3 protein-coding genes are annotated in these 3,838 nt (G+C 72.3%); 2 read left to right on the top strand and 1 reads right to left on the bottom strand.

Features of this window, described 5'->3' with window-relative positions:
* A partial coding sequence (locus tag D7V97_RS41020) for an Hsp70 family protein (RefSeq protein ID WP_368669015.1) occupies positions 1 to 1,652 on the top strand: 1,652 nt, incomplete at its 5' end.
* Between the two features lie 107 nt (positions 1,653 to 1,759).
* Positions 1,760 to 2,383: a hypothetical protein gene (locus D7V97_RS41015; RefSeq protein ID WP_120615986.1), complete on the top strand. Its 624-nt coding sequence runs from the start codon at positions 1,760 to 1,762 to the stop codon at positions 2,381 to 2,383.
* Between the two features lie 40 nt (positions 2,384 to 2,423).
* Here the strand turns inward: D7V97_RS41015 and D7V97_RS41010 are convergent, their stop codons facing one another.
* Positions 2,424 to 3,761 (bottom strand): glutamate--cysteine ligase, encoded by a 1,338-nt coding sequence (locus D7V97_RS41010; protein WP_120615985.1) that lies wholly within the window; start codon positions 3,759 to 3,761, stop codon positions 2,424 to 2,426.
* Positions 3,762 to 3,838: the final 77 nt, after the last annotated feature.

Raw genomic sequence — 3,838 nt, 5'->3', positions numbered from 1 at the left:
TTACTACGCGTCTCGTGGGCTCGGAGATGTGTAAAAGAGACAGCCCCATCACCGCCCCCGTCTCCACGCCCGCGGCGGCGGAGGTCGTGCTCGGCATCGACGTGGGCACCTCGCACGCGCGCGTCGCGGTCCTCATCGACGGCGTCCCCACGCTCATCCCCATCCCCGGCACCGACGACCTGGGCCTGCCTTCCGTCATCGCGGTCGACGCGGACGGTGAGCCGCGCATCGGCACCGCGGCCCTCGCCGAAGCCGCCCGCGCGCCCCGGAACGCCACCACCGGACTCAAGCGGCTGCTCGGCCTGCGCGCCCGCTCTCCGCACCTGCGCTGGCTGGGCCCGCAGCTCCCCTTCCCCGTCGCCACCGACCTTCGCGGCGACGCGGGCGTGGAGCTCGGCGGCCGCGTCGTCAGCCCCGCCCTCTTCACCACCCTGCTCCTGCGCGAGCTGCACCAGGCGGCCACCGCGTTCCTCGGCCGCAAGGTGACGCGCGCCGTCCTCTGCGCCCCCTCGCACTTCACCGAACGCCAGCGCGCCACCCTGCGCGAGGCCGCCGCCCAGGCCGGGCTGGACGTGCCTCGCGTGCTCACCAACAGCGCCGCCGCGGCGCTCGCGTACGCACACGGCCGGGGCATGGCCCGCAAGCGCGTGCTCGTCGTGGACCTGGGCGGCGGGGGCCTGGAGGTCTGCGTCGTGCAGGTGACGGGCGACGACCTGGAGGTCATCACCACCGGCGGCGACCCCACCCTGGGCGGCATGGACTTCGACGCCCGCATCGCGGAGCTGCTCGTCAGCGACCTCTCCGAACAGGGCCACCCGCGCCCCGAACACCTGCTCGACTGGGGCCCCCTGCGCGCCATCGCCGAGTCCACCAAGCAGGCCCTCTCCACCCGCGACTCCGTGGACGTCACCCTGCCCACGGGCAAGGGCCCCACGCTCGACCGCGAGCGCATGGAGGCCCTCACCGCCGACCTCGCCCAGCGCGTCGTCGCCGTCACCCGCGAGGTGCTGGAGTCCAACGCCCTCTCCCCGCAGGGCTTGGACGCCGTGCTGCTCGTCGGAGGCCAGAGCCGCGCACCGCTCGTGCGCCGCCGGCTGGAGGAGAGCCTGGGCGTGCCCGTGCGCGACGACGTGGACGCGCGGAGCGCGGTGGTGCGCGGCGCCGCGCTGCTCGGCCACGCGCTGCTGCTCGCGGAGACGGGCAAGCCGTCCGCCAGCGTCTCCGAGGTGCTCACCGCCCCCATCGGCGTCGCCGAACACTCCGGCACCTTCCGCCGCGTGCTGGAGCGCAACACCCGCCTGCCCACGTCCAAGACCCTGGTGCTCCCCGTCACCGCCCCCGGCCCGCTGGGGCTCGCCTTCTTCCAGGGCACCGCGACCGCGTCCGTGGACAACGAGTGGCTTGGCGCGCTCCACCTCACCGTGGAGCGCCCCGGCGAGGTGGAGGTGCACCTGGAGCTGTCCACCGACGGCACCCTGACCTTCAGCGCCACCCTGCCCGGCGGCAAGCGTCAGCCCGTGGCGCTCGCGATGGAGGACCTGGACGACGCCGCCCGCGAGGCCCTCATCGCCCGCTCGCCCTTCCTCACCGGCCCCGAAGCCCGCCCGAGCGGCCTGCTCTCCGGCCTCAAGAAGCTCTTCGGCCGACGCTAGCGGCCCTCGCCCCCCTGGCTCCGTCCCCCGGGCGGGTGCTGCGTCCAGCCTCCCATTCCCAGCTTCCATTCCAGGTCCCACACAGCACAACGGGGAGGAACCTGGACATGAGACGGATTTCAATGATGGCAGGCGTGGTGGCAGCAAGCGTGTGCGTGGCCGGCCCGGCTTTCGCAGTGGATGCAACCCAGGTGGGGCGCAGGATTGGCTACAAGGAACAGGACCTGAAACCCGGCCTGGACGTGCGCGTGGGCCTGGGCGGCTACACCGGAGAGCTGGACAATGAGACGGGCGTCGGAGGGCTGTTCGGCATCAACGCCATCGCCCAGGCCTCTCCCCTGCTCGGCGTGGAGGTCGGCTACGAAGGCCAGCGCATCCCCATCGATGATGCCCGCGTGCGCGACGGCCAGCACATCTTCCGCAACAACGGGACGCTCCTGGGCAAGCTGGGCCCCGTCATCAAGGACAAGCTGCACCCGTTCGTGGGCCTGGGCGTGGGCCTGAGCTACCTGGACTCCTCCTCCGGCTCGGAGCCCATCTACAGCAACGACTGGCAGACGGAGTTGCCGCTGGCGGCGGGCGTCGACTACCGCGTCGGCAGCCTCTTCGCCGGCGTGCGCGGCACCTACCGCCTCGTCGGTGGCGAGGAGCTGACCACCGTCCCCGGCACCACCGACGACGCCAAGGGCAGCCTCTTCAACGGCAACATCACCGTGGGCGGCCGCTTCTAGAGCGCCGCCCCCCAGGCCCGCGTCCGCGAAGGGACGCGCTTCACAGCTCGAAGCGCGTCATCAGCACTTCCGGACGCGGGTCCTTTACCCACGCATCCAGCACGGCCTGCGCCGGCGAGTGCCCCGACGCGGCCACCGCCTCCAGCGGAGCCAGCAGCGGCGCATCCAGCGGATCCAACCGCTGGAGCCCGCGCTTCGCGATGGCCACCATCTCCCCGGCCAGCCGGTGCAGTTCGTGCGCCCCCAGCTTCCCGCCCAGCCCCTCGCGGCGCGCGGTGTCGTGGAACGACAGGTGCTCGGTGAAGGTCAGCCGGGGCAAGAGCAGCTCCGCCTCGTCCAGCGCCTGCTTGTCGTAGAGGATGCCGCGCCACAGGGCGCCCAGGGCCCCCGTCATCTCCGCGCTCGCACAGTCCGCGCCGCGCACCTCCAGCACCTTCTTCAGCCGCACCTCGGGGAACAGCGTGGACAGGTGGTCCGTCCAGTCCCCCATGTCCGGCGGCTTGCCCTCGTAGCCCTCCTTCAGGAGCTGGCGGAAGGTGAGCTTCGGGTGGCGGTACTCGCCCTCGCGGCGCAGGAACAGGAGCGGCGCATCCAGCGCCCAGTCCACGTACGCCTGATAGGAGAACGAGCCGTCGAACCAGGACGGCAGGTAGCCGCACCGCGTGGGGTCCACCTCTTCCCAGACGCGGCTGCGGAAGGACATGTAGCCGGACGGCTTGCCTTCCACGAGCGGGCTGTTGGCGTACAGCGCCACCAGCAGCGGCGACAGGCGCGCCACCGTCACCGTCTTCTTCACGCAGTCCGCTTCGTCCGCCCAGTCCAGCGACACCTGCCCGGTGGACGTCATCAGCATCATGTTCAGCGCCAGCCGGCCGCGCTCCGGCAGCGTGCGGCGCATCACCTGGTAGCGCGTCTTGGGCATCCAGGGCATCTCACCCGTCGTGCCCACCGGCCGGTAGCCCAGCGCCACGAGCCGCAGGCCCAGCTGGGACGCCGCCGCCTTGGTGTCCCGCAGGTGCGCCAGGTTCTCCGCGTGCGCCTCGCGCGCCGTGAAGAAGGGACTGCCGGACAGTTCGAACTGCCCGCCCGGCTCCAGCGAGATGGCCTCGATGCCGCGCTGCAACGCGATGACGGGCGACTGGGGCGTCTCGCGGAAGGGCGCGTAGCCCCCCGGCGCCAGCTTCTCCAGCAGCGCCCCCACCCCGTTCGGCCCCTCGTAGGGCACGGGTTGGGCGGACCCCACCGGGTAGATGAACTTCTCGTGCTCCAGCCCGAGCCGATGCTCGGTGCGGGGCTTGCCCGCCGCCCGGAGGCTCTCTACGAGCGGGGCGGAGGACGTGAGGGGCTCGGAGGCCACGCGCTTGAGGTCGAGGGACATGAGGGCGCCCTATATAACGGGGCTTGTCGCCCTTGCCCTCAATTGAACGACCCACCGCCATGCGCCCTGCGTCCCCC

Source organism: Corallococcus sp. CA053C, from assembly GCF_003611675.1.
Classification (GTDB): Bacteria; Myxococcota; Myxococcia; order Myxococcales; family Myxococcaceae; genus Corallococcus.
Note: the sequence above shows the minus strand (reverse complement) of the source record. Positions and strands in the feature narration are given on the sequence as shown.

What these genes read in the sequence shown, in the direction of transcription:
- D7V97_RS41015 (WP_120615986.1), top strand. Translation starts at nt 1,760, where the DNA reads ATGAGACGGATTTCAATGATGGCAGGCGTGGTGGCAGCAAGCGTGTGC.
- D7V97_RS41010 (WP_120615985.1), bottom strand. Translation starts at nt 3,761, where the DNA reads ATGTCCCTCGACCTCAAGCGCGTGGCCTCCGAGCCCCTCACGTCCTCC.